The organism is Chitinophaga hostae, from assembly GCF_018224885.1.
Classification (GTDB): Bacteria; Bacteroidota; Bacteroidia; order Chitinophagales; family Chitinophagaceae; genus Chitinophaga; species Chitinophaga hostae.
This window is the reverse complement of sequence record NZ_JAGTXB010000008.1, coordinates 119,170-143,332: the sequence shown is the minus strand read 5'-3', so window position 1 is coordinate 143,332 and position 24,163 is coordinate 119,170. Positions and strand designations below refer to the sequence as shown.

Annotated in this window: 18 protein-coding genes; 6 read left to right on the top strand and 12 right to left on the bottom strand. The window is 47.5% G+C overall.

Going from position 1 to position 24,163, the window contains the following annotated elements:
* Positions 1–7 precede the first annotated feature (7 nt).
* From KE626_RS17750 to KE626_RS17710, 9 genes are all read right to left on the bottom strand, one after another.
* Positions 8–1,051 (bottom strand): efflux RND transporter periplasmic adaptor subunit, encoded by a 1,044-nt coding sequence (locus KE626_RS17750; RefSeq protein WP_211974267.1) that lies wholly within the window; start codon positions 1,049–1,051, stop codon positions 8–10.
* 10 nt (positions 1,052–1,061) lie between these two features.
* Positions 1,062–2,429 carry a TolC family protein gene (locus KE626_RS17745; protein WP_211974266.1) on the bottom strand — a complete coding sequence of 456 codons (1,368 nt, stop codon included), beginning with the start codon at positions 2,427–2,429 and terminating at the stop codon, positions 1,062–1,064.
* A 252-nt stretch (positions 2,430–2,681) separates the two neighbouring features.
* Positions 2,682–3,320: a TetR/AcrR family transcriptional regulator gene (locus KE626_RS17740; protein ID WP_211974265.1), complete on the bottom strand. Its 639-nt coding sequence runs from the start codon at positions 3,318–3,320 to the stop codon at positions 2,682–2,684.
* Between the two features lie 239 nt (positions 3,321–3,559).
* Positions 3,560–5,788: a DUF4838 domain-containing protein gene (locus KE626_RS17735; protein ID WP_211974264.1), complete on the bottom strand. Its 2,229-nt coding sequence runs from the start codon at positions 5,786–5,788 to the stop codon at positions 3,560–3,562.
* A gap of 22 nt (positions 5,789–5,810) precedes the next feature.
* Positions 5,811–8,672: a tetratricopeptide repeat protein gene (locus tag KE626_RS17730; RefSeq protein WP_211974263.1), complete on the bottom strand. Its 2,862-nt coding sequence runs from the start codon at positions 8,670–8,672 to the stop codon at positions 5,811–5,813.
* Positions 8,673–8,684: 12 nt separating this feature from the next.
* Entirely contained in the window at positions 8,685–10,178 is a 1,494-nt protein-coding gene (locus tag KE626_RS17725) for a glycosyltransferase family 2 protein (RefSeq protein WP_211974262.1), read from the bottom strand.
* Positions 10,179–10,187: 9 nt separating this feature from the next.
* Positions 10,188–11,618: a glycosyltransferase family 2 protein gene (locus tag KE626_RS17720; RefSeq protein ID WP_249207537.1), complete on the bottom strand. Its 1,431-nt coding sequence runs from the start codon at positions 11,616–11,618 to the stop codon at positions 10,188–10,190.
* Positions 11,618–12,772: a HEAT repeat domain-containing protein gene (locus KE626_RS17715; RefSeq protein ID WP_211974261.1), complete on the bottom strand. Its 1,155-nt coding sequence runs from the start codon at positions 12,770–12,772 to the stop codon at positions 11,618–11,620. The genes KE626_RS17720 and KE626_RS17715 overlap by 1 nt, the downstream gene beginning before the upstream one ends.
* 4 nt (positions 12,773–12,776) lie before the next feature.
* Positions 12,777–13,148 (bottom strand): response regulator transcription factor, encoded by a 372-nt coding sequence (locus KE626_RS17710; RefSeq protein ID WP_211974260.1) that lies wholly within the window; start codon positions 13,146–13,148, stop codon positions 12,777–12,779.
* A gap of 320 nt (positions 13,149–13,468) precedes the next feature.
* Here KE626_RS17710 and KE626_RS17705 point away from each other — a divergent pair, with 320 nt between their 5' ends.
* Genes KE626_RS17705 through KE626_RS17690 form a run of 4 tightly spaced genes read left to right on the top strand, consistent with a single transcriptional unit; the run spans position 13,469 to position 19,376 of the window.
* On the top strand, positions 13,469–16,852 hold the full coding sequence (locus tag KE626_RS17705; protein ID WP_211974259.1) for a response regulator: 3,384 nt from the start codon (positions 13,469–13,471) through the stop codon (positions 16,850–16,852).
* Between the two features lie 7 nt (positions 16,853–16,859).
* Positions 16,860–17,681 carry a CheR family methyltransferase gene (locus KE626_RS17700; RefSeq protein ID WP_211974258.1) on the top strand — a complete coding sequence of 274 codons (822 nt, stop codon included), beginning with the start codon at positions 16,860–16,862 and terminating at the stop codon, positions 17,679–17,681.
* 3 nt (positions 17,682–17,684) lie between these two features.
* Positions 17,685–18,266: a chemotaxis protein CheB gene (locus KE626_RS17695; RefSeq protein WP_249207536.1), complete on the top strand. Its 582-nt coding sequence runs from the start codon at positions 17,685–17,687 to the stop codon at positions 18,264–18,266.
* A gap of 3 nt (positions 18,267–18,269) precedes the next feature.
* Positions 18,270–19,376: a sensor histidine kinase gene (locus KE626_RS17690; RefSeq protein WP_211974257.1), complete on the top strand. Its 1,107-nt coding sequence runs from the start codon at positions 18,270–18,272 to the stop codon at positions 19,374–19,376.
* Between the two features lie 4 nt (positions 19,377–19,380).
* Here the strand turns inward: KE626_RS17690 and KE626_RS17685 are convergent, their stop codons facing one another.
* From KE626_RS17685 to KE626_RS17675, 3 genes are all read right to left on the bottom strand, one after another.
* Complete coding sequence (locus KE626_RS17685; RefSeq protein WP_211974256.1) at positions 19,381–20,214, bottom strand: hypothetical protein; 834 nt, start codon at positions 20,212–20,214, stop codon at positions 19,381–19,383.
* Between the two features lie 28 nt (positions 20,215–20,242).
* Positions 20,243–21,043 (bottom strand): alpha/beta fold hydrolase, encoded by an 801-nt coding sequence (locus tag KE626_RS17680; protein ID WP_211974255.1) that lies wholly within the window; start codon positions 21,041–21,043, stop codon positions 20,243–20,245.
* A 169-nt stretch (positions 21,044–21,212) separates the two neighbouring features.
* Positions 21,213–22,211 carry a YncE family protein gene (locus KE626_RS17675; protein WP_211974254.1) on the bottom strand — a complete coding sequence of 333 codons (999 nt, stop codon included), beginning with the start codon at positions 22,209–22,211 and terminating at the stop codon, positions 21,213–21,215.
* A gap of 136 nt (positions 22,212–22,347) precedes the next feature.
* Here KE626_RS17675 and KE626_RS17670 point away from each other — a divergent pair, with 136 nt between their 5' ends.
* Positions 22,348–22,893, top strand: a complete 546-nt coding sequence (locus KE626_RS17670; RefSeq protein ID WP_211974253.1) for an RNA polymerase sigma factor — start codon at positions 22,348–22,350, stop codon at positions 22,891–22,893.
* A 70-nt stretch (positions 22,894–22,963) separates the two neighbouring features.
* Entirely contained in the window at positions 22,964–23,920 is a 957-nt protein-coding gene (locus KE626_RS17665; protein WP_211974252.1) for a FecR family protein, read from the top strand.
* Positions 23,921–24,163: the final 243 nt, after the last annotated feature.

Here is a 24,163-nt window from a genome sequence, read left to right as displayed (position 1 = left end):
GTAGCTATTATTGGATGATACGGATAGGTGATTGATCTTTCAGGTAGGCACTGCCGGAAATAATAAGCGCTTTCGCCTGTTCCATGCCGTTACTGATCAGCACATTTTCTTTTTCCATACCGGCAATGGTTACCGGTATGCGCTGGGCAATTTTGTTATCGTTGGTTACAAAAACAAAACCACTGCTGCCGTTTCCGTCCAGCAGGGCAGCGTAAGGAATGCTCCATGCTGTGCTGCCGGTAACGGCGCCGGCGTTAATATGACAGCGGCCAAACATGCCGGCCGCGATAGCGGCGGGCTTGCTGCCGGTGAGTTGTACATCTATCAGGAAGGTGCCGCTTTGCGCATCAATGCCCTCCGATTTGCGGGTAACCATACCGGTCAGGCTGTCGCCCGGTACACCAGATATTTCAATGGTGGCTTTATCGCCGTTTTTCACCTGTGCCCATTCTCTATCGCTTACGCCTACACGTAGCAGCCAATGTGCACTGCTGGCGCCATTGGTTTGGAGCACAGGCGTTCCGGCATTCACCATTTGCCCGCTGCTGACCAGTTTATGTAATACGTAGCCATCCTGTGTGGCATGGATAGCAGAGTAGCTGCGGTTGAATTGCGTGGTGCTCAGCTGCTGACGGGCCTGATCCATCGTGGTTTTGGCATTTTCCAGTTGTTCCTGGGTAGCCACGCTGTCGTTGTGCAGCCGAACAATACGCTGGTAGTCGCGCTGGGCCTTCTCAAAAGCCAGCTGGTCCTTTTGTACCTGGGCATCTATTTCGGTGAGATTCAACGTTGCCAGTAACTGGCCTTTGCGTACCGGGTCGCCTTCTTTCACCAGTATGTTACTGATGATGCCATTTGTTTTGAAAGAAAGATATACTTCGTCATCGGTGGTAAACTGACCGGATGCGTTGATGGTGAAGGCTGTACCTTGTTTTTGAAGCGGCATAATCTTCACCGGGATGGTATCGGAAACGATAGCTGTTGTCGCCGGTTTGCTGCCGCAGGAAAACAGGAGCAGGGAAAGAGGCAGCAGGAGCAATGTATTTTTCATGTGAGTAAGTTTATTGGTTGTTGTTATTATCAATATTGTAAGATGCCTGTGCACGTTCTACTGATGCATAGGCCGTTTGCACGGCGGCCTGTGCTACTGCGGTTTGTAACCGTGCCTGGGTGAGCTGGTTCTGCGCATCCAGCAGTTCTATGTAAAGCAGCTGTCCTTCCTTGTATACCTTCATCTGGTCGCGGTAATACCGTTCGGCAAAGGATAACTGGCTTTGTGCTGTTTTGAAATTCAGCGAGGCCGTTTGGTAGTTGTTGACGGCTTCGTATAGCTGTAAGCGTAGTTGATCAGTGGTTTGAGCGGCCGCGTTGGTAATGGTTTGTACATCGTTGGCCGCCTGTTTGATCTTGTATTTGTATTTATGAGAAGCAAATAGGTTCCACTCCAGGTTTACGCCAAAAAGATAATAACGGGTGTCCTGGTTAAATTTCGCTCCCATACCCTGTGAGCCCAGGTCAATAAATGTGCTCAGCTTGGGAACGAGGTAAGCACGCTGCAATTGTTCGTTTAACCGGTAGGCGGTAGTAGCGCTTTTATATTGCGCCAGCTCTTCCCGGTCGTTGATATCCTTGCCGGGCAGCTGCGCAGGCGTGATCAGGAGACTGCTGTCCAGGGTTACATTTTCATCGAGACTGCGATTCAGCAGGAAGTTGAAATAAGCTTTTGCATTTTGCCGGGCGTTAATGGCCTTGTTGATGTCGGCATCGGTCTTCTCTTTCTCTGTTTGCGCGCGGTACAGGGCGGTGTTGTTCCGCATTCCGTTGCGCACCATGCTTTCGTTGATGCGAATGTTTTCGTTGATGAGCGAAAGGGCGTTGTTGTAAATAGATACCGCCTGTGCCGCCTGGTAGTATTGGTAGTAAGCTGTTTTGATATCCCGCACCAGCTCCCGTTTGTATACGTTTACAGCGGCCTGTTGCTGGGTGATCTGCTCTTTTTTGATTTTCTGGTTGTAATAAATTTCCGCGTTGATCAGCGGCAGACTCGCCCTCACTTTGGCGTCGTAGAAGTTGTCAGGATTCAGTTGCACATGCACGTTGTCGAGCGATTTAAAATCGTGACTATTGGTCAACTGGTTAAGACTGTTATATACCGGGTTCATAATATCCCCGATCGGGAAATCGATGGTTCGGCCGCCGCTGGATTTGGTGTAACTGCCCAGCAGGGATACATTAGGGCCGAACAAACTCTTCGCTTCCTGCAGCGCCAGCATTGATTTCGTGAGCTGGAAGTTTTGATCTTTCAGCCCTTTGTTATTGCTGAAGGCGGATTGTATGTATTGATCCAGTATGGTACGCTGGGCAAAGGCGCCGGAACCCGCTATGAGCAGGCCTATTAACATTGCTCCTTTTGTGATTGATGTGTACATAGTGAACGGTGTTTATTGATGCCGAAAAAAATAAAGCCGGATGGCTTATAATTATCGTCGTTGATATACTGAACAGTGTTTAATTCCCGGTTTAAAAAAAAGCCGCAAGGGCTTTATAATAATGTTTGTGTATTACGGCGACACATCTCTTTCTCACATCTCTCAGAAAGGGCGGCAGGGCTGTTGTTTACCTTCCGCTGTTATTGCAGACGATCATCCCCGCCGGATATTGTACAAATTTTAAGATTTTTTTTATGCCTGGATCATACGCAGGTATTCCCTGATAGCTTCATCTACTACGACCGGCATATCTTCATCAGCTACCCTCGATACTTTTGAGCATCTTCCCCGCAGATGCAAACTGATCAGTCCATGCGCAAAACCCCATACAGAGAGGGTGGCAATCGTTGCATCACTGAATTTCACCAGCTTTTTATCAATACATTCCTGCATCAGGTTATGTAAAGCATCGTAAGCCGGATCCCCATTTTCCCACTTTTCCTTTTCCACCAGCGCATTCATCGGTGCCTTGATAATAAACATCAGGTCATATAATTCCGGATGAACCCGTGAAAACTGTACATAGGCCTTTGCCAGCTGCTCCAACCTTTTGAAGGGCTGCTCCGCCGTGATCTGTGTCATGAAATCAGACGCCAGGGTGGCAAAAGCTTCGGTCTGCACATCGTACAACAACTGGTCTTTATCCTTATAGTAAAGATAAATAGTTGCCGGACTGTACTCGATCTTGTCAGCGATATTGCGAATGGATACCTTTTCGTATCCTTCTTCCACAATCATTTTAACCGCTACGTCTACAATACGCCTGCGCATCTCCGCTTTTTCACGCTCTTTTCTTTCTATAATGCCCACATTGAATTGTTTACAGTGCAAATATACTGAACAGTGTTTATTTTCCAAATTTATTTTTTGTCTTGCCCAGGATTTAATTGATTATGAGGATTTTGATGATTTTTTTCATGTGATTTTATAAGATTTAAAAAAGATTAAAGAAGATAAAGAGGAGGCATCTTCCATCTTTGCTAATCTTTCTAAAATCTTTTTAATCAAAAAAAATCATAAGAAAAAAATCATCAAAATCCTCATAATCAATTAAATCCTGGGCAAGACAATCATTGCACCGAAACCTCATCACAGCAAAGCGCCGGCTTTTTCCCCTCCACGAGCCGCCATTCCGGCAAAGTGGCGGGACATTGGGCGCTTACCCGGATATACCTCGCCGTACCGGCTACCGGGAAAGTATAATGGTTGATATGAATCGCATAATCTTCTTCCGGCGCCGGGATCTCCTTTACCCCAGCCGATTTAAAAGTAGTGCCATCCGCAGAGGTTTCAATCAGCACCCGGGCAGGGTTAAAGATATAGTGCCGCGCATCCTGCAGGAAGTTCAGCTGTACCTGGCGGATCGCTTTACTGCTTCCCATATCGATAGTGGCAACCATATCCTTACCGTAGGTAAACAACCAGTTATAACTGAAGTCATTTCCGCCGGTTAACCCATCGGTCAGCGTTGCTTCCTTTTTGGGACTGTATTCCGGCGTATAGGCGTTCACGAGTGTTACCGGTGCATGAAGGGCCAGGCTGTTGATCCATTCACGGGAAAACAGTTCCTGCCATTCCTGTGCATAGGCATCGGGCGACAAGCCTCCTTCTGAAAGTTCCTGTACACCCACAGCTTTACACTGATCGGTAAAACGCTTTACCCGCACCGGCCACTTGGGATTTACACTGCCATCGGGTTGCAGATAGCCATATTTTTCATTGCCGTAAAAACGGGATTGCTGTAACACCACATACTCCAGGAACAGCCGTGTTTCGTATACCCGTTGCAGAAAGGTATTGTTATTACCTGCGGCCGCTTCCGCCTTATCCAGCAGGGTAGAATACTGGTCAATAAGCACGGGCGATAAATAGTCGCGTATATTATAGATGGGGTTGCCGTAAATATCGAGGGTACTGCGGGTGCTTTTAACGGCAGCACTGAGCGCATCCATGTACTGACCCACAAATGGCGCGGCAGGGCCGTAGTAACCCTTTAAAAACCCGTCGTTAACCATTTTGATATCAGCATCCGGCTGCCATAACAATGCCGCCTGTACGTAGCTGTTGTATGCTGCCATGTCGCCATAGGTTTCTCCGCTGCCCTGTGAAAAAACACCTTTTACATGATGCCGGGCGAAATACTGCAAATTGGGTTGCAGTTGTTGATAGTCCGGAAAAGGCGCCAGGTAGTTCGTAAACTGGGTGGTATAATCCCAGATAAACAGGTTGCCCGTGGTGGCTTCCCAGTCACCCAGGTTTTTCCGGAAGGCCGCCGCAGACGGCGCCTGCGATAAAGGCTCCTGCCGGAAGGCATCAATAGTGCTCAGCATAATATATACATTCCCGGCAGGTTTGGTTTTCAGCGGCGCTTTGGCGGTATAGCCATAGGCCAGCGTGGTAAAGCGCTGCCCGGGAAACTGCGCAGCCACCCGGTTCACAAAACGGATCAGCGATCCCTGGGGACCGCCTTCTTCTGCATCTGCTTTCCTGCACAGATCACAGGTGCAGGCGCCACCGCCATCCTGAGGGGAAACCGACCAATACATGGCATCCGGGTTACCGGCGATGGCTTTTTTAAACCATGCTACCGTTAACGCATAAACGTTTTCATTGCTCAAACAAAGCTGTAAGGGCTGTCTTTTACCGTTTACCAGTGAATAGTATTCCGGATGCGCCTTAAAATAATCAGCCGGCGGCAGCAGCTTAAAAAAGGAATGCCCCCATAGTCCCCACAAATCTTCGAAACGATGCAGACCATGCCAGGCAAGGTATTCGGGATCTGTGGACGCAGGATAGTAGCTTTCCCGGTAAATGAATGCCGGTTCCCGCAACACGGATAATGCGCCGCCAATGCGTATATCCTTCAGCGTAGGTACGGCTGCCGGGCCTTTATCGTCCTTACGGCAACCCATATACGTTTGTAATACATGATATACACCATATATAACCCCCTGCCCGCTGCCGCCGCGGATATACAGTTGCTTGTTTTTACTGCCGGAAAAAAATCCGTCATCCTTTATCCGGTCCGGGCCCATAGTATGGGTGGTATTTCCGATAAATACAGCCGGTTGATCTTTGTATTGCCCCTCCGGCAGGATCACCAGCTTTACCCCGGAAATACGCTGCACATAATCCTGGAAAATGGTGGCAGCTTTTGTTTCTGCCTTGGTAGCGTCGGCCGGAGTCACAATCACATAGGCGCTGCGGCCCTGCTGTACCAGGAAAAAGTCGTCCCCGGCAGGAGCGGTTTGACAGGCGCTATATAACAACGTCGTTATCATTAACAAAAGGCTGTTCATAATTCTGCACATTGTAAGTCAGTTAAAATTTCCGCTGTAACGTTACATAGATATCGTACTGGTTCTGGAAGCCGGTATCCGTGATCTTTTGATTAATCCAGGTACCAAACAGTCCGAGCGTAGTACGGTAGTGTAATACTTTCTGGTAACCTGCGCCAATACTATGCGTCAGCAAACCGGAAAGATGTGGAAAGTTAACCAGGCGGCTCCGGTCGTCCGGAGAGGTGCCCAGGCCGGCAACTACCTGGAGGTAATCCTGCCGTCTGTTCATATAATAACGGGTAGTAAGATTAAAGGCGGTATAATTTTTCGACGCTTCGCTGATAACAAATCCACGCAGATTTACCCAGAAATCCCCGAATGGTTTTGCAATGGATACCACTCCGGAAACACTGCTGGTACTATCCAGGTTCAGATAACGACCACCCAGTTCCACTTCAATTTCTTTCTTGAATGTTTTGAAAATAGAGTAGGCAGCCCGCAATTGCGGGAACACTGTTTTATTTGAATAAGCCACCATCCCGTAAGAGTATAGTTTGGGATTATGGGTATAATACATTTCTGCCAGCCCCTGTAAACCGTTGCCGGTTTGTCTGCCGGCGTAGTTCACCTGCACGGCGTAAGAACCCCGCTTTATAAAGCGCCGGTATTCTATTGTAGCAATATTATACTTGTCGTCGGAGTAATCATAGCTCGAATGCAGGAAGTACAACCCAAACTGGTTCTTCAGTGTTTTGCTTTGAAGATAGTCCCGGTAATCCGTATTCGCGGCGTTATTTTGCAACTTCACCACAGAATCGGCTGCCAGTGCGGCAGCGGCAAAGTCTTTTTTATTTTCCAGGGTAATGGCCCGCTTCAGCAAAAACATATCATTGCCGGGATAATATTTTATTCCCTGCGCGGTATAGTTCAGGGCGCTGTCGTAACGTTGCTGTCCATTTAATATATTGATGCTGTACAGCAATGCCATAGAGTCTTTGGGATTGATGGCCAGCACCTGGTTAAATTGGGCGAGCGCGCTATCGGGCTGTTGGTTACGTTGATATTCCGTACCTGCTGAGGTGAGGCTGTTCAGATACGCCGTTTTATATTTAAGGGTATACGGATACCTGTTCATCAGCTCACCCGTAATTGCGGCCGCGCCGTTATAATCGTGCTGTTCCTGCAACACAGATGCCTTCTTCAGCAGGAAATCACGGTTGCCCGGATAATATCCCAATGCTTTATCGGCATAGTACAATGCGCTGTCGGGTTTGCCGGTGGCGCTTTGCAGGTTGATCATATAATCCAGTGCATCCCGGTTGGACGGCGCTACAGCCAGTACCTGTTCAAACTGTTGTTTGGCAAGGTCATACTCTTCCGCCCGCATCAATGTACGTCCTGCGGTTAAACGCATCTCTGCCAGGTTAGCGGCGAGCTGTTGATCTCCCGGGAAGCGGGTGGCCAGCTCTGCAGCGATGGCAGCGGCTTCTTCATACCTGCCTGCATCTGCCAGCACACCGGATTTCTTCAGCAGGAAGGAGGCATTGCCGGGATAATAGTTTAATCCCTGGTCCAGTACTTTTAAGGCAGCTGTTGTATTTTTTTGTGAGATATAGGTACTGGCCAGCAAGTTCAGGACCGTAGTATCATGGGGACTAATTTTTAATGCGCTTTCGAAAGATGCCAGCGCCAGGTCGTATTGCTGCTCCGCAAGATAATCGCGTCCGCCCGCAGTTTGCAGCAGTACCAGTCTTTCTTTCAGATCCGGGCCGGGGGAGCGTTGATACAACACCTGTGCTAAAGCGGCGGCAGCGCTGTATTTGCGGTCGCCTTCCAGCACATCCATCTTTAACGCCAGCAAACGGGCGTCGTTCGGGCTGTTCTTCAAACCACGGTTAATCCAGGCCAGCGCTTCCCTGTAAGCACCTCTTGCCATGCTGTAGCCGATGAGCTTATCCAATGCTTCCCGGTTACCGGGATTTTTTTCCAATACTCCTTCGTATAACGTATAGGGGTCGGTGTTAGCATAGTAACCGGCAGCTTCCATTTTCAGGGAGGCTTCCAGTGAGCGGGCTTTGGCATCGCCGGGGTAGCGGCGTAATATTTCCTGCAGGGTGCTCAATGCTTCTGCATAGGCATGTGTATCCTGCAAAATGCCCAGCTTACGCATCAGCAAATCATAATTACCGGGGTGGGCGAGGAGCGCCTCGTTTACCTGGTCCAGCGCCGACTGATAGCTACCGCCTTTGATAGCTGCCGCCAGACTTGCTTCCCTGGCTTCCTGGTTACGGGGAGCTACCAGCAACACTTTATCATAACTCTGCCGGGCCATCCCGGTGTTACCCAACTGCTGATAGTATTTGCCGCTCACCAGGTAATGTTCTATATAGGCATTGCGAACGGTGGTATCTTCGGGGTATTTGCCCATCAGTGTTTCGGCCATCTCATTACCGCGGTATACCTTATGTTGTGCATCCAGTATACCCAGTTTTTTCAGCATAAAGTCCAGGCTGCCGGGGAAATAACCAAGGGCTTCATCTGCATAACATTCCGCCTCCGTATACCTGCCGGTACTCAGTTCCACATTGATGGCATAAAAATAAACATCCCGGTACTTCGGATTTTTTGCCAGTACCTCTTTGATGTATTTTCTGGAAAGATCGTACTGTTTCGTGAGCAGGTATAACCTGGCCAGCAGCAGCTGCTGATCAATAAAGTCGGGTTGCTCCTGCAAGGCTTGCTTCGACAGGGCAATAGCCTTGTCGTAGTGTTGTTGCTTTGTTTCCTGCACTGCCTGGTTGTATAAGGCTTCCGCATTAGTCTTCGGCTTAAAAATCTGCGCCTGCGTTTGTATCGCCAAACACACGATAATACCTGTCAACAGATGTTTTAATACAGCCATTTGCTTTCTTGTTTATGAGTTTACTTTCTTTTTTCCGAATCCTTGTCTTTGCATATTACCCCATGCGGATTTTTTACCTATCAGGAAGAACCAGTAACCGCGCAGGGCAAAGAATACAATCAGCGGGTGATAGACCAGTGGCTCAAAAAAGGCCATCAATGCCAGCGCTATTACTTCCCGCCAGGTTTTATAATACCCGTAGGTCAGCTGATCCCAGCAAACTGCCAGCGTGGTAATCATTACAGAATACAGGTATACAAACAGTAATAATATTAATGCGTATTCCCAGTTTACCTGGTTTGTTATAATCAGGAAGATATAATAAAGGATACCTGCAAACTCTATAATCGGCGCCAGGAATTCAAAAAACAGGTTGTAGGGCATAATTACCAGCCCCAGTTTTTTATAGCGCGGATTAAACAATATTTTCCGGTGAATGGTCATAATCTCGCCCAGTCCGCGTCCCCAGCGTGTCCGCTGCCGGCTGAATATTTTCATATTGGGAGGTCCTTCGGTCCAGCATTGGGTAGTTGGAATATAACGAACGGCATATTTTAGCTCGTTGTCGATCATAAAAGCGCACATACGGGTTACAATATCCATGTCTTCCGCAAACGATTTATGATCATACCCGCCCGCTTTGATAGCTACTTCCTTGTCAAATAATCCCAGTCCCCCGGATACGTTTGGAACGCTGTTCATCATGCTCCAGCCCATTTTCCCCAACACATAGGCCCTGATATATTCCATTTCCTGGAAGCGGGGCAGCAGCTTTTCGGGGGGGCGTACCCGTACAATTACCCCTTCATCTACCTCGCAGGAATTGGCAATGCGAAGTGTGGCGCCGGTGGCAATTACGCGTCGGCTGTCTTCCACCACATGTACGTATCCGCATTCGGGGCAAGGTTCCCCCACTTCTTTTGTTTTCATATGCTCTTCATCCATGAAGGGCTTGATCATGCGCAACAGGGTATCTTTTTCAATGATGCAGTCCACGTCTGTACACAGGAAGTAATCAAAGGCTGCGGCGTTTATACCGGCATTGGAAGCATCCGCCTTGCTTTTTCCATTCACCTTGTCTATCACCATCAGCTTGTCGTACGCGGTATTGATCGATTTGAATATACGCCTGACCGGCTGGGTTTTAATACGTTCGTTATAGGCAAAGTCTACCTGCACCAGGGCAAATTCGTTGATCAGCTTTTCCAGGGTATCGTCGGTGCTGCCATCATTTACTATGATTACTTCGAAGCGTGTATAGTTCAGCGTTAGGAGGGAGCGTACATTCATGATAATGGTCACTCCTTCATTAAAGGCAGGGGCTATTACCGAGATTCCCGGTGTGAGCGGCGAGTCCAGCAGCTGATCGTAGTTGGTAAAGCTGCTTTTACGGCGGAACTTCCTGATACCACGATACGACATATATGCCAGCACGGCATACATGAGCAGCATGGTACTGCCATATATAAATACGCCACCTTCAAAAAATTTTCTCAGCGTGTCCATCTCTTTTCTTTATTTCTTTTTTCCAAAACCTTGTCGCTGCATATTTCCCCAGGTACTTTTTTTACCTGTAAGGAAATAATAATACCCCCTTAAGGAATACACCACAATCAACGGATGATATAATAAAAACTCCATGAAAGGTGTCATACAAAGGTACAGCACCTCTTTCCATGACTTATAATACCGGAACGAAAGTTGATCCCACAATATGGAAATGGTGGTGATCATTACCGAGTAGGTATATACGAAAAGTAATAACAGCAGTGCATAGGGCCAGTTGATCCTGCCCATTATGGCCAGCACGATGTACGACACTACGCCGGTGAATTCGATGAGCGGCGCCAGGAGTTCAAAAAAGAAGTTGAAAGGAAATATGATCAGCCCCATCTTACCATAGCGGGGATTCATAAACATTCCGAAATGGGCATAGATGAGCTGGGCCAGGCCCCTGGACCAGCGCGTGCGCTGCCGGTTAAATATTTTAAGGGTGGAGGGGGCTTCCGTCCAGCACAATGTTTTCGGGATATAGCGGATGGAATAATCAATATGATTATCGTGCGCATAGCGGCACATACGGGTCAGCAGTTCCATGTCTTCTCCAAAGGAGCTATGATCGTATCCGCCGCTGCGGATGGCCACTTCTTTGTCGAATAAACCCAGTCCGCCCGAAACGTTGGGTACACAGTTAATATAGCTCCAGCCCATTTTCCCCAGTACAAACGAACGGATATATTCTACTTCCTGGAAGCGCGGCAGCAGCTGCCTTGGCGGGCGCATGCGGGTCATCACGCCTTCATCGAATTCGCAGGAATTGGCGATACGCAGCGTGGCGCCGATGGCGATCACGCGCTTGCCTTCTTCCTGCATCACCGGCTTGATCAGCTCCAGCAGCGTGTCTTTATGGAGTATACAATCCACATCGGTGCAAACGAAGTAGCTAAACGTAGCTATATTGATACCGGCGTTAACGGCATCTGCCTTACTCTTACCATTTACTTTATCGATTACGAGCAGGGAGGAGTAGGCGGGGTCGGTGGACTTATATATCTTTTTTACCGGCTGGGTACGGATTTTGGCGTTGTAGGCATATTCTACCACCACCATCTTAAACTCATCTATGAGTTGCTGCATGGTATTGTCCGTACTGCCGTCGTTAATGAGCACAATTTCATAACGGGGATAGTTGAGGGTAAGCAGGGATCTTACGTTAGAAATGATGGTGAGCCCTTCGTTAAATGCCGGCGCCAGTATGGTGATACCGGGCGCCATGGGAGAGCTGGCCAGTACATCCAGCTGATGATCGTTGTTTTTCCGGAGATAACTGCGGATAGCCAGCATAGAGAAAAATGCCAGTAACGCATATACGATAAGTAACACTAATCCATATACGAAAAGCGTGCTTTCATACAATTTGCCTAATGTTTCTAAAATGCCACTCATCAGTACTTGATTAACGGGTTCATACAATGCTTCAGGATACGCAGGTTTTCCGGGTTGGCGGTATCGATCAGCTCCCGTAGTACCTGGCTGGCAATCCATTCATTTTTTACCAGTGATTTGGCGGCGCTTTTACGCAGGTCAAAATCGGTAGAGTGCAGGAATTCCTGTTTAAGGAAATCTATATATCGTCCGCTGCTGATGCGGCCGAGGGCTTTCAGTATTTCTATCTGGCAATGCAGGGGCTGGCTGCTGTAAAGCGACACGAGCTTTTCTTCCACATCGGGAACCCGCAGCTTGCCAAGGCAGTTAATCGCATTTGCACGCAGGTAATGGTCTTTCGTGTCCAGCAGCTTGATAACGGCGGGTACCGCCGGCAGCTGGTTGTAATGCACGATCAGCTTCAAACAAAAAGATACTACGCTTTTATTGGAAGAATAGGTGATCCAGCGGGCAAAGTTGGGAATGGCAATGTCTTCGGTACTGGAAATAATACGGAACAGCTCCACCTGGTCCCACATCAGGAGCGGCTCTGTCACCACATCGAAAAATTTAAAAGGCTCGTTTTTACTGAGCTTGATATATGCATGTCTTGCGGCAGCCCTTAATTCACGGTTACGGCTATTCGTTAATGGGAGTATAGTCACGTCGGAAATAGACATGTCCATATTAATAAACTCTGTCAGCGCCTGTACTTTTTTCTCCCATTTCCCTGATTTCATTTTCTTCATGGTGTCTTTGTCCAGGTCCAGCTGCATATACAGGCTGCGTAGCATCTGACCCATATTTCCCCTGACATTCCGCCTGAAATGCATGATACGCCCGGTAATGGCTTCACGCACCCATTTTTTATGCATAGGCAGCTCCTGGAATCCTTCTGTATTCAGTATCAGCTGGTCAGAATAAGATGTTTCTGTTACTTCAGGGTTGGTCAGGACTTCTTCTATAATCAGGTTATCTACTTTGGGAAGCAGGTAAGACAGGCGTTTATCCCGGCGGTAACCCAGATAACGGCTTCTCAGGATGGAAAAATAGGCCAGTAACGTACCGGTAGCAGCAATAACGATAAATATCATTGCCAGCTGTATGGCCAGCGGCGCATACCGGAAGGTATTCATGGCAGGTTCCAGGAAGGCAGGTACTTGTATATCCAACATGCAGCTATTTATTCTTCATTAATAATCTCTTTACGCGTATCAGTAATTCCGCAGGAATGATCGGTTTTTTAAGGAAATCGTCTGCGCCGAGTTTAAACCCTTCCATGATCATATCTTCGTTGCCCGCATTAGAAACGATAATAACAGGAATTGGCCGCTCCCGGTTTTTTACTTTACTGAGTATTTCAAATCCATTGGCATATGGCATCATAATATCCGTAATGATCAGGTCATAACCATAGTTGGTGGAATCCAGTTTTTCAAATGCTTCCTTCCCATTGGACACATGGTGGAGTTCATATTCTGAGGCAGGTAAAATTCTTGCCACTATCTTTGGCATAATTTCATCATCTTCTACTAATAATATTTTACTCATAGCGGCTGAATTTATTCCGGTAAACAATGAAGGTGTTCCTTTGTTTAGATGTACGGATATATTATGAAATTTGGTTTTGAAATTACCCTTGAAAATCAGGAATATGATTAATTTTTTGTTATCGCAATCATTCAGTAATTTATTTCCGTAGATATACCTTGATGCGCGTGGCCAGTTTTCAAAGGAATATATTTTAAATTAAATTAATATGGAATCATAACAGTTTGGCGCCGCAAAGGTATTGAATATGAAGGCATTTTGTATTTTTATTCCTAATATAGCAATTTCTTAAACACGGGCCTTTTTTTAGCATAGCAACGATGAAAATTTCACTGGTCAATAGGCTGTACCTTGGCTTTTCGCTAGTAATACTGCTGGTATTACTCGGCGGATTTTTAACCTGGCGTACGTTTGCCACACAAACAGAAGAAGCAGGCTGGGTACAACATACCTACCGGGTACTCAATAATTCAGAACGGGTACAACGGCTCTTATTTGATATGGAAGCCGCCAGACGCGGTTTTCGCAGCACTTTTGAAGAAAAATACCTGCGGCCGTATGAACTGGCATTACCCAAAGTAGCGCCGGCTGTAAATGATCTTCGTACCATGGTAGAAGATAACCCCGTTCAGGTAAAAAATCTGGATTCCCTGGAAGATGAAATAAACCACCTGCTGAGCTTCTGGAATGAGCTGGACCACACTACCGCACAACAGCGTTTTAGTAATAACGCCGCTATCACGGAAAAGGAAACCTTGCTGATGGACAAGGTCAGGGCCAGGATGGGTGCAGTGACCGGGGAGGAACGCCGGTTGCTGGCATTACGTGAAAATGAAAAAAGTGATTCTTTTAACCGGGCCGTTAAAACATTGCTGATTAACAACGCCTTTATTTTGCTGGTAGGCTTTGTACTGATGAGAATCACCTATTCGGAATTCAGAAGACGCCTCAAAGCCCAGGACGCATTGAATAATAAACTGGAAGAGGTAGTGGAGCTGAATACAGCCGCCAATGAAAAAAACTGGCTGCTCACCGGGGTGAATAATATGAACGAAAGCCTTCAGGACGTCAGTAACCGTGACGAACTGGTACAAAAATGCCTGCAAACGCTAACCGGCTTCGCTGACTTTGCAGCCGGCGCATTTTATTGCTATGATGAAATTCATGACGACCTGCGTTTAACCGCCTCCGTTAGTATGCCGCCGGAAATACCTGCCATCGTTACCATGGGCAACGGATTCCTGGGTAGCGCGGCTTCCGGCACTACTGACCGCGTAATCCGGGAGGTACCAGCCAGCTACTGGAAACTGGGCTCCGCCAGCGGACAGGCTGTTCCCGGTTCCCTGGTAATGATTCCATTGCGCATAGAAAAGGAGCTGCTGGGCGTAATCGAACTGGCTTCCTTTAAACAAGTCAGCCCGCTGCAGCTGCAACTGCTCGAGCTGCTGGAAAAAGATATATCCGTTGCCGTTAATGCAACCAATGCGAGGGGAAAAGTAATGCGACTGTTGCAACAGGTACAGGAACAAAGGGAAATCCTTATCAGTCAGCAGGAAGAACTGCGGCAGTCCAACGAAGAACTGAGCCGGCAGTCAGAAGTCCTGCAGGCTTCCGAAGAAGAACTGCGTGTTCAGGAGGAAGAAATGCGCCAGGTAAATATCGAAGTCATTGAGAAGAACAAAGCCCTGGAAGCCGCCAGGGGAGCCCTGGCCGCAAAGGCAACCGAACTGGAAGCCAGCAGCAGGTACAAATCTGAATTCCTGGCTAATATGTCGCATGAACTGCGTACTCCGCTCAACAGCGTCCTGATTCTCGCCAAAATGCTCCAGGAAAATAAAACTAAAAACCTCACCAACAAACAAATAGAATATGCCGGCATCATCTATAAATCCGGCTCCGACCTGCTCCACCTGATCAATGATGTCCTCGATCTCTCTAAAATAGAGGCCGGAAAAGTGGAAATGTATTTTGAACAGGTGAGCGTTAGCCAGATCATGGAAGACCTCGTTGATCTTTTCAGTGTACAGGCCTCCGAAAAGAAAATCAAATTTATCAGGAATATCGCCGACGACGTGCCCGCCACTATATATACAGATAAGCTGCGCCTCGGGCAGGTGATCCGCAACCTCCTCTCCAATTCGTTTAAATTCACCCCCGCCGGCGGAGTCGTAAGCCTTTCCTGGTACAAAAGCGATACAAATGCCATCAGCATCAGCGTTACAGATACCGGTGCCGGCATCCCGGAAGACAAACAGGAACTCATATTTAATGCCTTCCACCAGGGAGATGGCAGCACTAACCGTAAATTTGGCGGCACCGGTCTCGGCCTCAGTATCAGCAGGGAACTAATGCTGCTGCTGCATGGCGAAATCAGGCTCGATAACAGCACGGCCGCCGGCAGTACTTTCACCATCGTTATCCCTGCCGACGGACAGGCATTGCCTGCTGCAACAGCCTATACCGCCCCGCCGGAGATCATTACCGATATACCGGCGCCCGTTGTAATAGCGGAAGACGACCGGGATAATATCGGCAAAAAGGATAAGCTCATTCTTATTATAGAAGACGATATTTACTTCGCGGATATACTCCGGGACTTTGCACGCAATAAAGGTTTCAAAACCATTGTGGCCCATAACGGGCAGGATGGACTTTCCTATGCGCGGAAATACCTGCCCTCCGCCATCATACTGGATATGAACCTGCCGGTGATCGATGGCAGCAGTATCCTCAAAATTCTGAAAAGCAACCAGGACCTCAGTAAAATTCTCGTTCATGTAGTATCCGGCACAGATATACAGGCGATCCGGGAAGATAACATTCATGGCTATACGAGAAAACCACTGGAACTGAAAGACCTGGAAGATGTATTTACCAATATCAGCAACCGGATACAGGCAAGACTGAAAAAAGTGCTGCTGCTTTCATCAGGTGTCCTGAGTGAAGACGCCACACTCGAAACAATCAGTGATGAAAGGAACCTGGAAACCCGGTATGATATTGCCAGTAATATTAACGCTGCCAGGGAATTCCTGTCGGGAAGAAAATATGATGCCGTGATCGTGGAAATAGATGCCAACCTGCAGGCAGGCATCGAACAACTGCGGGCATTGGTCGATATCCCCGAATCCGGCAATACCCCCCTCATTGTACATCTCGACCAGGACATCACCGCCAATGAAGAACAACAGTTAAAAAAATATGCGGCAGCGATTGTCCGTAACTCCGCCCATTCCACCGACCGGCTAATGGATGAACTGGAATTGTTTTTATATAAACTGGAGAAAAAAACAAGCGTGGAAAGTCCACCGCCGGACAGTTCCGGCGATAGGCTCGCCGGCAAAAGAGTATTACTGGCAGACGATGATATGCGGAATGTTTTTTCGATCAGCGCTTTGATGGAAGAGCAGGGGATAGAAGTACTGACAGCAGCCGATGGGAGGGAAGCATTGGAAATGTTACAGCAACATCCGCAGCTCGACCTTGTACTGATGGATATCATGATGCCGGAAATGGACGGTTATGAAGCAATGAAACAGATCCGCGCAGATGCACGGTTTCAACAGCTGCCCGTTATTGCACTGACGGCCAAAGCGATGGCAGGCGACCGGCAGAAATGCATGGAAGCCGGCGCCTCCGACTATATTGCCAAGCCGATCGACAACATTAAGCTGTTATCTTTGTTAAGGGTATGGTTATCGTAACAGACTTATGGTAGAAGAAATAAGCAACGGAGATTTTACAGACCTGGTGAAAATAATTCAACAGCGGTATGGGTATGATTTTACAGATTATGCACCCGCCTCGCTGAAACGGCGCTTTACCAGGTTTACCGGCTTTGCACATATCAGCAATGTATTTGAACTGAAACACAGGTTGCTCAATGATGCCGGGTTCTTCCAGGAAATGGTACAGTATATTACGGTCAACGTAACAGAAATGTTCCGGGATCCTGCTTTTTATAAAACACTCCGGGAACAGGTATTACCCCGGCTGGCATCTTATCCGATCATCAAGATATGGCATGCCGGCTGCGCTTCCGGAGAGGAAGTATACTCCATGGCCATCCTGCTCGAGGAAGCCGGGCTGCTCGATCGTTGTCGCATTTACGCCACGGATATGAATGCCGCCAATCTCCGGAAAGCAAAAAAAGGAGCTGTTGCCCTTAAGGATATGAAAGATTATACCTGTAATTACATACAGTCCGGCGGTGTGAATGACTTTTCTAACTATTATACGGCAGGTTGTGATACTGCCATTATTGATGCGGCATTGCGACGTAATATTATTTTCTTTCAGCATAACCTGGTAACAGACCAGGTATTCAACGAATTTCAGTTAATATGCTGCAGGAATGTTTTTATATACTTTAATAGAACACTACAGGAACGGGTGGTGAAGTTATTTTATGAAAGCTTAACTTCGCTGGGCTATCTGGCATTGGGAATTAAAGAGTCGCTGCTGTATAACGACGAACGATTTAAATTTGAACCGGTTAACGCAGCAAATAAGATTTTCAGACGTAAAGTATAAGTTTTGACGCTTCCCCTCAAATACAGTATCCTGGTAATCGGTGGATCTGCCGGCAGCATGTCTGTATTAGTGGAATTGCTAAACCAGTTACCATCTCCCTTTCCCATACCAGTGGTAATTATTTTGCACCGGCTGAAAAATGTAGAGAGTGAACTGGACAAACTATTATCCATACGGCAACCCATTGCTGAGCCGGAAGATAAAGAACCACTGCTGCAGGGCAATATCTACCTCGCCCCGCAAAACTACCATCTGCTGATTGAAGAAGATGGTTCCTTTTCCCTCGATTATGCTGAACCGGTAAACTTTAGCCGTCCTGCTATCGACCTGACCTTTAGCAGTGCTGCCAGCGTTTTTGGCGCCCGCTCACTGGGAATTTTACTCAGCGGCGCCAATAAAGACGGGGCGGCAGGGCTTTGCAGGATCATTCGTGCCGGTGGCAAAGGTATTGCACAAAGACCCGACACCGCCGGATTCAGCATCATGCCACAGGCAGCCATAGATCTTTGCCGGGGGGTACAGCCCATGACGATAAAGGGAATGATAGATTTTTTAAGGAACATAAGCATCGAAAATAAAAGTTGACAAATGAAGCAGCGCAAACCAAAAACATTTACTATTCTGCTCGTAGATGATAAGCCGGAAAACCTGGTATCACTGGAACATATGCTGGAAGATGATAACCGCGAAATCCTGACAGCAACATCCGGTAATGAAGCCCTTAAAATTGTTTTACGCCATAGCGATATTGGATTGATCATGCTGGATGTACAGATGCCCGATATGGACGGGTATGAAGTGGCCCGGCTGTTACAGGCCAACCCCAAAACAAAGGATATCTCCATCATTTTTGTAACCGCTATCAACAAAGAAGAACAATATGTGATGCGCGGCTTCGAACAGGGCGCGGTAGACTATCTCTCCAAACCTTTGGACATCAATGTAACCAGGGCTAAAGTAACTGTATTCGAAAAGCTATACCGCTACCAGTATGAACTCAAGGAAGCAATGGTGGAAAAAGAAAAGGTCAACAAACAGCTGGAACGTTTTATGTATGTGGTAGCCCACGACCTTAAATCCCCGCTGTCCGGCGCCATTGGCCTGCTGGCACTGATCAACGAAGATGAGCGTATCCAGTCGGCCCCCGACCTGAGCGAATATATGAAGATTGTATTGGGCGCTACCAATCATCTCACGGAAATGATTACCTCGATGCTCGAATATACCCGGCAAAGCGACATGGAGCAAACTATTGAAGACGTAGACGTACATGAGCTGATCACGCAACTTTCCCGCTTGCTGTTCCCGCCAGCACATATCAGCATTGATACCGCCGGCACTTTACCGGTGCTGGAAACCAATAAGCTGAAATTACAGCAGGTATTCCAGAACCTTATCTCTAATGCGATCAAATACAATGATAAAAAAGAAGGGATCATTACCATCGGCGGGGAAGATAAAGGGGAGTTCTACGAATTTTATGTGAAAGATAATGGCCCCGGTGTTGCCAAACGTGATACCGACCGCATTTTCCGGTTGTTCGAAAGACTGGATAACGAAGGCAAAGAAGAGGGGACCGGGATCGGGTTAAATATTTTTAAACTGCTTGTAGAAGAGCAGGGGGGGAAGGTATGGGTGGATTCGCTGCCGGGTGAAGGGAGTACCTTTTATTTCCTGTGGCGGCAACGGTATTAGTACATTATTCAAATATCCATAACCGGCCACTGATCTGCTGGGTGGTTACCGGTAAACAGGATACCTGCAGGGTTTTATGCTCCATTTGCCATATCCAGTTGGAAATGGAATTTTCAGGAGATGAAAACAGCAATACCGCTTCTTTATAGATGTCTGCCGTGTTCAATGCCTTATTACGGAGTTGTGTCATCGCATCAGAAAGGATGGCTGGTAATTGCTCGCCTGGTCCTGAAAGCCCCAGCAGGGCTGCGCCTTCCTGGTTTACCCACCCGGAGAAACCATCGTTGTTGATAAACACCAGCGCGTGTGGGATGGTATGCAAAATGGCCGAAAAACGGACGGCTATCCGCTGAAAGTACAGGTGTTGCTGCGATTGCAACAGTATTTCCTTTAACCGTAAGCGCATCGTTTCTATACATTCCAGGAACCCGGGATCAAAGGCCTGCGGCTCGCTCCAGCCCAGGATTAACAGGCTGTTGTTGGGTGTTGTGTTGATAGGGATAATAATGGCAGAAGAAAAAGCGGGCAATACTTCTTTGAATACGTTTTCTTTTGCCGGTGGTATCTCCCGCCAGTAAATGGTTTTGAAACCCTGGGCATAGAGCAGTTTCCTGATAGGATCCGGGTTCATCACAATATCGTTCAGATGAACGGGAGAAGCACATTTCACCTTGGCAGTTTCTTCATCTTCCAACTCAACCTGCAGGGCAACATTGGCTTCTGTCAGGTTTTTTACGAGCGAAATGCTGAATGCCAGAAAAGAGGAAATGTGTTTATCCTTATCCCAACGACTTGTTTGATTGATAAAATTTAATGCTTTACGATCCCAGGTACTCACAGTATATACAATTGAAAAAATTAAATAATCACAGGAACGACTGTATGGCGGCAATTACTTCCTGTGGCGCTGAAATATGCGGAAAATGCCCCTCTGTTTGTACTTTAACACGCCGGCAGTCGGGAATATTAGCCTCCAGGTATTCGCTCACCTGCTCGGGTACAGCAATATCATTGGCCGTTTGTATCACCAGTGTAGGGATCGTTACCTTGGCAAGATCCTTCCGGTGATCCAGGTAAAAGATGGCCCTGGCTACCAGTATCGCCACATCCGGACGTATAGCCTGTAAAGAAGAGGCAAATGCTGCCGCCAGCTCCGGTCTGTCTTCATTACGCATGGCCAGCTTTGAAAACCCGCTCGCCCACGCATGGTAATTACCTTCCATAGCTTCAAACAAACTGGTCAGTGCATAGTTATCAAAACCGCCCGTATAACCATCCCTGGAGTCGTTCAGGTAACGGGGGCTGGAACCCAGCAGGATCAGTCGTTCTATCATACCGGGATAGTGAATGCTGGTTAGCATACCTATTATACCACTTACCGAGTGGCCGATAAAAGTGACGTTTTTTATATCCAGCGCCTGGATGATATCCGCAACATCTGTTGCATAACCACTGATGGATTCATAACGTTTAGGGCTAAACGCTTTCATATCGGCTTTGCCGCCGCCAACATTGTCAAACAATACAACCTGGTAGTCTTTCTCGAAGGCCGGGATAATTTTTGAAAAAGACGTTTGATCTATACCAAATCCGTGAGAAAAAACAAGGGTTTGAAGGGCTTCCTGGTTACCAACAACGTGAATGTTATTTCTCTGAATAATATCCATACAACATTGTATTTGAAAAATGAACGAACTATAGCTGGTGAAAAAGCAGGTTATTTTGGGCAGGCGGACTAAACCACTTTTGGTAGTAATCACGAGGTTTAGTCCGCTTTAATGGGCTTTTACACGGTTCAGTGAGTCACATTTTTCAAATATAAGTAATTTGAACCAACTACTTACTAACCTCCAGCACTTTAAAGGTGCCGGGAGCGACAGCTGCTGTTTTGGTATGGGGCCCTCCGGGCAATATATCGGCTACAGGCAGGTATATCCGGTGTGTTTGGGGATCCACTACCAGCGTTCTGGCGCCCTTGCGGGTCGCTACTGCCGGAGCTGCAACATATTTGTCGGCGCTCAGCTCCCGGATAACGGAGAGCATACCTGCTCCATTGGAAGCAAAAATGGTGTTTTCGCCGGCGTCAAAAGCTACGCCATCGCATCCTTCACCAATAGGCAATGTAGTCACCATCCTGCCGTTGCGCGCGTCCAGTACCACCAGCAGCTTATTGTCGCAACCCGAAAACAGGCGCTGCGTGGTTACATCTATGGCCAGTCCTGTTGGCGCTTCCCCTTTTCCCAGCGACCAGTGCGCTACCGTTCTGAAGGACCGGGCATCTACTTTTACTACTTCGCTTTTATCTTCCAGGTTTACATAAATATTTCCTTTCCCGTCTGTTACTGCCGTTTCGGGACTGCCTCCCAATGCAACAGTGGCTGTTACCTGGTCGCTGCCCGGGTCAACTACGGTAAGGCTCGCGCTGTTGGCATTACAGATAATGATCTTTTCCGAGAACGGATCATATAAAACAGCATCGGGTTTTGCACCCGTTTTTACCTCCCCGGATATGCGGTTGGTGTTGATATCAAATACAGTAGCCGTATTCAGTTTACCGTTGGTGGTATAGCCCTTCCCGAATTTTTCGGCAAATGCTATCCCGTGTACCCCGGTGGTATTGGGAATAATACCCGTACTGTCGCCGGTTACCTTATCCAGGATATTTACCTGCGTGCCGTGAGCGGCATACAACTGCCCGTTAACAGGGTTCAGGGCAATATAGTCCCATTTGCCGTCGCCGCTGACAGAAAAGGTCCGCGTAACGTGATAGTGGCCGGACTGCGCGCTGACTGCACAGACATTCATCATAAGAATGGCGGTTAATAATCGTTTCATAGTAAAGAATTGATGGAAGACAAAACTCGTCACTGATTCTGGAGACAACCTGTAGCCTTTTTTTCAGAACGCTAAATACGGTTTGTTTTTTTGAATGGCTTTTGTATATATTTACGTTTAAACCTTTTAGGGATTGATGCACTTGTCGGATACCGCGCTGCTGGAACGTATGCAGCTACTGGATGACAAAGCCGCTTTCGATGAATTGTATCACCGTTACTGGGAGAAATTATACATCGCGGCATACGCCAGGCTGCAGAATGATGCGGACGCAAAAGATTGTTTACAGGAAGTGTTCGTAGCCCTTTGGCATAAAAGAAAGGACATTGTCATCCGCCAGCAGCTGGATGCTTACCTTTTTATTTCGCTCAAATACCGCGTGCTTAATTATCTCCGTCATCACCACAACTACCAGAAACATCTTGATATTTTTGCTGATTTTCCCATACCTGTTTTGCCTTCGGCAGATGATCATCTTTTTTTGACAGAAATACAGGGGCTGATCTCCGCCACTATCGCGGATATGCCGGAAAAAATGAGGGAAGTTTATCTCATGAGCCGGCGTGACGGATTATCGGTGCAGGAAACAGCGGACCAGTTGGGCATCTCCCCGCAAACTGTAAAAAATCAGCTGACCACGGCGCTCAAACGCCTGAAAGACAAGCTACAATCCTATAAATAAAATTTTTTTTCACCGTATATAGTACCACCTGTTTACAGGGGTGTCTTTAATACTACAAATGGTTAAAAGCGTGGATGCTCAAGAAAAAATAGCGCAGATCCTCCAAAGGCTTGAAACCGGAACCTGTACTCCACAAGAGCTGCAATGGCTGCAGGACTGGTACGACAACCAGCCCGCGCTGCCCATGCATACATTCCGGGACGAAGCCCATAAGCAACAGCTGAAAACAGGTATGTTACAACATATCCATGCACAGCTGGAACCACCGGTGCATGTCCCCGTGGTGAGGATGCGCTACGGCTGGCAGATCGCCGCGGCCGTTTTGGCAGGAGTAGCAGGGATATGCGGGTGGTGGTTCCTTAACAACTGGCAACCGCGGCATAAAATGATCCTGGTGCAGGTTGGTACCGGGCAACAAAAAGAACTGCTGTTGCCGGACAGTTCCCGCGTTTGGCTCAATGCCGGCGCCACCATGGAATACCCGCAGGAATTCAGCGACGTACGCACCGTAAAATTGGATGGAGAAGCATTCTTTGACATAAAACAGGATGAACATCATCCGTTTGAAGTACATACCGGCCAGATCAATGTACAGGTATTGGGTACCTCCTTTGATGTAAAGGCCTACGCTACCCTCGATGAAACACAGGTAACCGTAAAAACCGGCATGGTAAAAGTACTGCATGAACAAAAAGGACTGGATGTACTCAGCGCCAACGACCAGCTTACTTTCAGCCGGTCGGCCCAACAATACATGAAATCAAAAGTCAGCAACCAACAAATCAGTGAATGGGCCGGCGGCATGATCAGCCTCTCGCAGGCCGGTTTCGCAGAACTGGCCCTTACGCTGGAAAATCAATACGGAGTGCGTATCCGTTTTAATCCGGCTGAAATGAAACAGGACGAATATACGCTGCGCTGCAGCAAACAACTAACCATTACAGAAGTCCTGGATCTGATAAGCAGCATACATCCCGTACAATATGATATAAAAGACAAAGACATTACTATACACCGTAAAAACTAACATTCGCATACAAGGAGGATGCAACCAAAACAGGTAAGGATGGAGCACAAAATACCATCCCCGCTATTACTATGCGCGGAAACAGCTGTTAGCCATTAGCTTTTAGCTTTTAGTGAATGCCGCGAAGATTAAGATATAATTATTCCCGCCGCATTTACTAAAAGCTAAAAGCTAACGGCTAAAAGCTAAAAAACCGCCTCTGTTGGAGCAGACACGGTTTAAATAGTTATACAACAGTCAGGC

Coding starts and splice junctions, on each gene's coding strand:
- KE626_RS17750 (WP_211974267.1), bottom strand. CDS start 1,051: ATGAAAAATACATTGCTCCTGCTGCCTCTTTCCCTGCTCCTGTTTTCC.
- KE626_RS17745 (WP_211974266.1), bottom strand. CDS start 2,429: ATGTACACATCAATCACAAAAGGAGCAATGTTAATAGGCCTGCTCATA.
- KE626_RS17735 (WP_211974264.1), bottom strand. CDS start 5,788: ATGAACAGCCTTTTGTTAATGATAACGACGTTGTTATATAGCGCCTGT.
- KE626_RS17730 (WP_211974263.1), bottom strand. CDS start 8,672: ATGGCTGTATTAAAACATCTGTTGACAGGTATTATCGTGTGTTTGGCG.
- KE626_RS17725 (WP_211974262.1), bottom strand. CDS start 10,178: ATGGACACGCTGAGAAAATTTTTTGAAGGTGGCGTATTTATATATGGC.
- KE626_RS17720 (WP_249207537.1), bottom strand. CDS start 11,618: ATGAGTGGCATTTTAGAAACATTAGGCAAATTGTATGAAAGCACGCTT.
- KE626_RS17715 (WP_211974261.1), bottom strand. CDS start 12,772: ATGTTGGATATACAAGTACCTGCCTTCCTGGAACCTGCCATGAATACC.
- KE626_RS17710 (WP_211974260.1), bottom strand. CDS start 13,148: ATGAGTAAAATATTATTAGTAGAAGATGATGAAATTATGCCAAAGATA.
- KE626_RS17705 (WP_211974259.1), top strand. CDS start 13,469: ATGAAAATTTCACTGGTCAATAGGCTGTACCTTGGCTTTTCGCTAGTA.
- KE626_RS17700 (WP_211974258.1), top strand. CDS start 16,860: ATGGTAGAAGAAATAAGCAACGGAGATTTTACAGACCTGGTGAAAATA.
- KE626_RS17690 (WP_211974257.1), top strand. CDS start 18,270: ATGAAGCAGCGCAAACCAAAAACATTTACTATTCTGCTCGTAGATGAT.
- KE626_RS17680 (WP_211974255.1), bottom strand. CDS start 21,043: ATGGATATTATTCAGAGAAATAACATTCACGTTGTTGGTAACCAGGAA.
- KE626_RS17675 (WP_211974254.1), bottom strand. CDS start 22,211: ATGAAACGATTATTAACCGCCATTCTTATGATGAATGTCTGTGCAGTC.
- KE626_RS17670 (WP_211974253.1), top strand. CDS start 22,348: ATGCACTTGTCGGATACCGCGCTGCTGGAACGTATGCAGCTACTGGAT.